Source organism: Chryseobacterium electrogenes (assembly GCF_053553015.1).
Window position 1 is genome coordinate 1 of sequence record NZ_JBNPPB010000001.1, and the last position, 7,168, is coordinate 7,168.

General features: G+C 43.7%; 1 protein-coding gene, 2 tRNA genes and 3 rRNA genes. All 6 read right to left on the reverse strand.

Features of this window, described 5'->3' with window-relative positions:
* Positions 1–76: 76 nt before the first annotated feature.
* The 6 genes from ACQQ6V_RS00005 to ACQQ6V_RS00030 all read right to left on the reverse strand — a co-directional run bounded on the left by ACQQ6V_RS00005 (position 77) and on the right by ACQQ6V_RS00030 (position 6,505).
* Entirely contained in the window at positions 77–1,096 is a 1,020-nt protein-coding gene (locus tag ACQQ6V_RS00005; RefSeq protein ID WP_448843559.1) for a L,D-transpeptidase, read from the reverse strand.
* A 247-nt stretch (positions 1,097–1,343) separates the two neighbouring features.
* Positions 1,344–1,451, reverse strand: a 5S ribosomal RNA gene (rrf, locus tag ACQQ6V_RS00010).
* A gap of 148 nt (positions 1,452–1,599) precedes the next feature.
* A 23S ribosomal RNA gene (locus tag ACQQ6V_RS00015) occupies positions 1,600–4,361 on the reverse strand.
* Between the two features lie 155 nt (positions 4,362–4,516).
* Positions 4,517–4,590, reverse strand: a tRNA-Ala gene (locus ACQQ6V_RS00020).
* Positions 4,591–4,689: 99 nt separating this feature from the next.
* Positions 4,690–4,763, reverse strand: a tRNA-Ile gene (locus ACQQ6V_RS00025).
* A gap of 216 nt (positions 4,764–4,979) precedes the next feature.
* Positions 4,980–6,505 (reverse strand): 16S ribosomal RNA (locus ACQQ6V_RS00030).
* The 16S, 23S and 5S rRNA genes sit together here with 2 tRNA genes alongside, the layout of an rRNA operon.
* Positions 6,506–7,168: the final 663 nt, after the last annotated feature.

Sequence of the window (7,168 nt, forward strand, 5' to 3'; positions counted from 1 at the left end):
TATCAATTAGACAGGCGCATCTATTTTAACGGAAGGATTCTATCTATATACTGAAGAAAGTATTAATATAATTAGTTTAGTTTTCTAATTTTTGTTTTGATGCTATAGATCTAGCGGTTTTTATAGAATCTGAAACTTTTATACGATTATTTTGTTCTTTTATAATCAACTCAATTTTTGGTTGAAGCATCGTTGTCATTTCTTCTACAGAAACATTATTAGAGCTGGGATCTTGAAGAAGGTTTTTCCATGGTCTGCGCTTCCCCCAAGGATAATCGCCATAAACTAAGACTGCTGTACCTTTTGCCTTTGTCGTAGCGCCTCCTGGATTAAGAATCCAAGTATCTGCATAAGAATATAACCATATCGCATCATTTTTCAGTAATCGTAGACATGAATGTGAGGCTGGATAACCTGGTAATTCATACTCGTGCCATCCTATACCATCCATATTAAAAATATTAAAATTATAGGGTAATTTCCATTCACTCTTAACTGTAGATATGGCTAATTCTTTCTTCCAATTTGCAAAGGTAAGTCCTGTTTTAGTTTTTGAAGTTTTTTTCCCCATACTTGTAGGACCCCATTTGACTAAAGTTCCATTATTGTATACTCCATATGCTTGTATCGGATAAGAAAAAACAACAAATTTATTAACTGGGCTTAAGATATCCAGCTGCTTAGGGAAAGGAGAATAGTCCATAAGACTTGTATCAATTACCTTTGGGACTACTAATGTATCTGCTTTTAATCTATTTTTTACATCGAGTCTATTAAGTGCATAGATAGCATATTGCTCCTGCTCGTTGTACTTTTTATTGAAAATAGAAAAAATAGAATCTTTATCTTTTTTATCTTTTGGGAAAATAAAAGCATTATAGAATCCAAACTCTTGCTCAGCTGGCGGAATTGATTTCTTTATAACAACTTTTACACTATCATTCTCCTTTTTTATGATAGAATCCTTTATAATAATATCTTCTGAAGCAGATGTATTATCATCTATTGACTTATCAACTTCTTCTTTTTTACAAGCCCAAAAGGATAAAAGAATAAATAACAACAATAAATAGTTTTTTGATACGTGTTTTTTCATAAATGTCTATTAATCGATTGCTTAACAATAATAATACCAATTTATGATTTTTACAATGAGCAGTCAATAAGTTTAAGAATTGAATCAAATTTATCCAATCTTTAACTTTAGCATACATTCTAAAGTCTCCCATCAACACATCACATCACCCAATCCTCTCATCGTCACATCGTCACATTTCTTTCGTCTTTTTCAAAAGTATGGACCAAAAAAAAGCTCAATCAACTAAATGATTGAGCTTTAAAAAAACTGGCGGCGACCTACTCTCCCGCGTTAGCAGTACCATCGGCGCTAGAGGGCTTAACTTCTGTGTTCGGAATGGGAACAGGTGAGCCCCTCTGCTAAAACCACCCTAAATAAGGTATATTTTAGTTTTGGGTATTTAGTGTTGGCTATTTAGCATTCATACTAAAAACAATACACTAAAAACTAAAAACTATGTTTATCGATAAAAACGTTCACAAAGACAAAACCTTTGGCGCGCAAACTTGCGCTTTACAATAGGCTATAAATCTACGGGTAATTAGTACTACTTGGCTATGACATTACTGCCTTTACACCTATAGCCTATCAACGTGGTCATCTCCCACGACCCTTAAAAGAAGTCTAATCTTGCGGCGAGTTTCGCACTTATATGCTTTCAGTGCTTATCTCTTCCAAACGTAGCTACTCAGCGGTGCACCTGGCGGTACAACTGATACACCAGAGGTTTGTTCAACACGGTCCTCTCGTACTAGAGTCAAGTCCGCTCAAACTTCTAACGCCCGCAATAGATAGAGACCGAACTGTCTCACGACGTTCTGAACCCAGCTCGCGTGCCACTTTAATGGGCGAACAGCCCAACCCTTGGACCTTCTCCAGCCCCAGGATGTGACGAGCCGACATCGAGGTGCCGAACCTCCCCGTCGATGTGAGCTCTTGGGGGAGACTAGCCTGTTATCCCCGGAGTACCTTTTATCCTATGAGCGATGGCCCTTCCATACGGAACCACCGGATCACTATGTCCTGCTTTCGCACCTGATCGACTTGTTGGTCTCACAGTCAAGCACCCTTATGCCATTACACTCTACGCACGGTTACCAAGCGTGCTGAGGGTACCTTTGAAAGCCTCCGTTACTCTTTTGGAGGCGACCACCCCAGTCAAACTACCCACCACGCAATGTCCTTCTAAAAGAAGTTAGGCTCCAAGTAAGTAAAGGGTGGTATTTCAACGTTGACTCCACAAACACTAGCGTGCCTGCTTCAAAGTCTCCCACCTATCCTACACATTACTTACTCAAAGTCAATACGAAGTTATAGTAAAGGTTCACAGGGTCTTTTCGTCCCATTGCGGGTAATCGGCATCTTCACCGATACTACAATTTCACCGAGCTCGTGGCTGAGACAGTGCCCAGATCGTTACACCATTCGTGCAGGTCGGAACTTACCCGACAAGGAATTTCGCTACCTTAGGACCGTTATAGTTACGGCCGCCGTTTACTGGGGCTTCAGTCAAACGCTTCGCTTACGCTAACGCCCTTCCTTAACCTTCCAGCACCGGGCAGGTGTCAGACCCTATACAGCATCTTTCGATTTAGCAGAGTCCTGTGTTTTTGATAAACAGTCGCCTGGGCCTCTTCACTGCGGCCAACATTGCTGTTGGCGTCTCTTCTTCCGAAGTTACGAGACTATTTTGCCTAGTTCCTTAGCCACGACTCACTCGAGCACCTTAGGATTCTCTCCTCGACTACCTGTGTCGGTTTTGGTACGGGTTGCTTCACTTCGGCTTTTCTTGGAAGCGCTTTCCTTACAACAACTTCGCCCGAAGGCTAGGTCTTGACTATTCCGTCAGTCTCCAGTAAGTACGGCACTCCGTCCCCTTTTTAGTGTGAGCAAGTATGGGAATATTAACCCATTGTCCATCCACTTCCCCGTTCGGGTTCGCGTTAGGTCCACTAACCCTCAGCTGATTAGCATGGCTGAGGAAACCTTAGTCTTTCGGTGAGGGGGTTTCTCGCCCCCTTTATCGTTACTTATGCCTACATTTTCTTTTCTATCCGCTCCACAATACCTCACGATACTGCTTCGGCGCAAATAGAATGCTCTCCTACCAGATATACCCCTAAGGTATAAATCCATAGCTTCGGTAATATGTTTATGCCCGATTATTATCCATGCCGGACCGCTCGACTAGTGAGCTGTTACGCACTCTTTAAATGAATGGCTGCTTCCAAGCCAACATCCTAGCTGTCAATGCAGTCCAACCGCGTTATTTCAACTTAACATATATTTGGGACCTTAGCTGTTGGTCTGGGTTCTTTCCCTCTCGGACATGGACCTTAGCACCCATGCCCTCACTGCCGTAGAACATTTATTAGCATTCGGAGTTTGTCAGGAATTGGTAGGATTTGACTCCCCCGCATCCAATCAGTAGCTCTACCTCTAATAAACTTATATACGACGCTGCACCTAAATGCATTTCGGAGAGTACGAGCTATCTCCCAGTTTGATTGGCCTTTCACCCCTACCCACAAGTCATCCGAAGACTTTTCAACGTCAACCGGTTCGGTCCTCCACTTTGTGTTACCAAAGCTTCAACCTGCCCATGGGTAGATCACAAGGTTTCGCGTCTAATACTACTAACTAAGCGCCCTATTCAGACTCGCTTTCGCTCCGGCTCTGGACCTGAAGTCCTTAACCTCGCTAGTAACATTAACTCGTAGGCTCATTATGCAAAAGGCACGCCGTCACTCAACTTGTGAGCTCCGACCGCTTGTAGGCGTACGGTTTCAGGTTCTATTTCACCCTTCTATTCGAAGTGCTTTTCACCTTTCCTTCACAGTACTTGTTCACTATCGGTCTTTCAGGAGTATTTAGCCTTGGAGGATTGCCCCCCCATATTCAGACAGGATTTCACGTGTCCCGCCATACTCATTTATCATCTAAATATACCTTTCGAATACCGGGCTATCACCGTCTACGGCTGTTCTTTCCAGAACATTCTTCTAAATATATAAAGACTTTTGGGCTAATCCGCGTTCGCTCGCCACTACTTACGGAATCTCTTCGATTTCTTTTCCTCCGGGTACTTAGATGTTTCAGTTCTCCGGGTTTGCTTCTCAATGTAAACATCAAGATGACTGGTCTTCAACCAGACGGGTTGCCCCATTCGGACATCTGCGGATCAATTCGTGTGTGCCGATCCCCGCAGCTTTTCGCAGCTTACCACGTCCTTCTTCGCCTCTGAAAGCCTAGGCATCCGCCATACGCCCTTAACGATTTCTTTCCTATTGGTTACTCAAGCGCTTGTTTGCGCTCGGTTTTCTCTTTGTGATGTCTTTACCGTTAATGTCAATGATCTTTGTTTTCTTCTTATTTGTCTGATGAACAATTGTTGTTTTTGGCTCCAATCGTAACTTTTAAATCAAACTCCTAAAACTGTGGAGAATAAGGGAGTCGAACCCTTGACCTCCTGCGTGCAAGGCAGGCGCTCTAGCCAGCTGAGCTAATTCCCCCTCTAGTTAAGATGTTAGATACTAGATTTAGATCTTATACTTTTGCTCACGCATATATCTAACTTCTAAATTCTGACCTCTAACCTCTATTCCAATTAGTAGTCTCGGGCAGGCTCGAACTGCCGACCTCTACATTATCAGTGTAGCGCTCTAACCAGCTGAGCTACGAGACTTCGTTTTAGATGTTAGATTTTAGATAATAAAGGTTAGACGAATTTCTAACTTCTAATTCTCTAACTTCTTTTTCCAAATCTCTTCCCTATACTAATTTCTAGTGGGTTTATCTTTTTTATATATCCAACCGATAAAAAAACGAAAACTTGTAGTTTTGTCTAAGGAGTTGTTGTCAATTTAATGACTTGTACGGTTTTCGTCTTAAAGACGCTCTAAAATGAGATGTTCCAGCTGCACCTTCCGGTACGGCTACCTTGTTACCACTTCAGCCCAATCGCTCACCTGTTTTACCTTAGGCGCAGCCTCCCCGTCACGCTCAACGACTTCAGCTACCCCAACTTCCATGGTGTGACTTGGCGGTGGTACAAGGCCCGGGAACGTATCCACTGCGCCATGCCTGATTTGCGATTACTAGCGATTCCAGCTTCATTAAGAGTCGAGTTTCAGCCTCCAATCCGAACTGAGAACGGCTTTATAGATTCGCATCCAGTCGCGTGGTAGCGTCCCATTGTACCGACCATTGAGCAGCGGTGTGTAGCCCTAGACGTAAGGGCCGTGATGATTTGACGTCATCCCCCACCTCCCTCCCTACTCGGTACCCGAGGCAGTCTCACGAAGAGCGCTCAACTAAACGTGAGCAACTAGTGACAGTAGGGTTGCGCTCGTTGCAGACTTAACCCAACACCTCACGACACGAGCTGACGACAACCATGCACCACCTGTCTTCCTCCCAATTGTCCGAAGATAGCTCCATTACTAAACCTGTCAATTCCCATGTCAAGCCTTAGGAGGCTTCCCTTCGCGTTGCATCGAATTAAACGACATGCTCCACCGCTTGTGCCGACCGTCAATTCCTTTGAGTTTTAATCTTGCTGACCGTACTCCCCCAGGCGGAATACTTAATGCGTTAGCGGCGGCACAGAGGTCATGACAACCCCTACACCTAGTATTCATCGTTTACGGCGTGGACTACCAGGGTATCATCTGTTCGCTCCCCACGCTTTCGAGCCTCAGTGTCAGTTACAGTCCAGAAAGGCGCCTTCGCCACTGGTATTCTTCCTAATCTCTACGCATTTCACCGCTACACTAGGAATTCTCCTTCCTCTCCTGCACCAGATATCCAGTTTGGAAGCTGCAGCACCCAGGTTAAGAGCCTGAAGCATTCACATCCCACTTAAATATCCACCTACGCTCCCTTTACGCCCAGTAAATCCGGACAACGCTTGCCACCTACGAATTACCGCGGCTGCTGGCACTAGTTAGCCGTGGCTTCCTCCTTATAAGATTGTCATGATCGTCCTGAAGACAGAGCTTTACAATCCGAAGACCGTCATCACTCACGCGGCGTTGCTGCATCAGGGGTCTCCCCATCGCGGAACATCCTCCCACGCCGCCTCCCGTAGGAGTCGGCCGCGTCTCAGTCCCAATGTGGCCGATCACCCTCTCAGGTCGGCGACGCATCGTCGCCTTGGTCAGCCGTTACCTCACCAACTAGCTAATGCGACGCGGTTCATCTCATAGCGGATTACTCCTTTTAATTGCTGTACCATGCGGTATGTACAATCTTATGCGGTATTAATCTTCCTTTCGAAAGGCGATCCCCCTTGATGAGGGCAGGTTACCCACGCGTTACTCACCGTCCGCCGCTAATCCACTCCCGAAAGGAGCTTCATCGCTCGACTTGCATGTGTTAAGCATGCCGCCAGCGTTCGTCCTGAGCCAGGATCAAACTCTCCATTGTATGTTGGTTTGTCCTTAAACTCTACTCAATCCTAAAATTGACGCTTTGGTTTTTTTTCCTTACTTGGTTGTTATATGTTATTTCAATGATCTATATTCTTCTCGCTTTTCTATCAGGAATCTTCTCTGTCAGTCGTCCCTGATTTGCGAGTGCAAAAGTAAAAACTTTTTCCGATATACACAACTCTTATTATTACTATTTTTCTTAGCCATAATAATCATCATCACACATCTTATACTCTACTCCTACGCTTGCTAATCTATCTCGATTTGCGTTTGCAAAAGTAAAACTTTTTATCAATACTCGCAAATAAAATTTATATTTATTTTTTGAGAATCTTTATAGTTTATGTCATCTTTACTGCTTCTGCGCCGCTCTTATCTCTAATTGCGACTGCAAAGGTAAGCTCTTTACATATCTCCCGCAAACTTATTGTGAACTATTTATTAACGCATCCTTAAACACACTGAAATTCAATGCTATTTTTTTAATCTTAGTCTTCAGACATGGATATGGGATTCGAAGATTGCAAAATGCAAGGTTGAAACAATACAGCGATAAGCCATATAACATACGCCTATCGAATTAGACAAACCTATCTTTTTTAACGGGAAGAATACGATTTTAAATAATGAAAGTAAGCTTCTAATTGCCCTCTTTGCT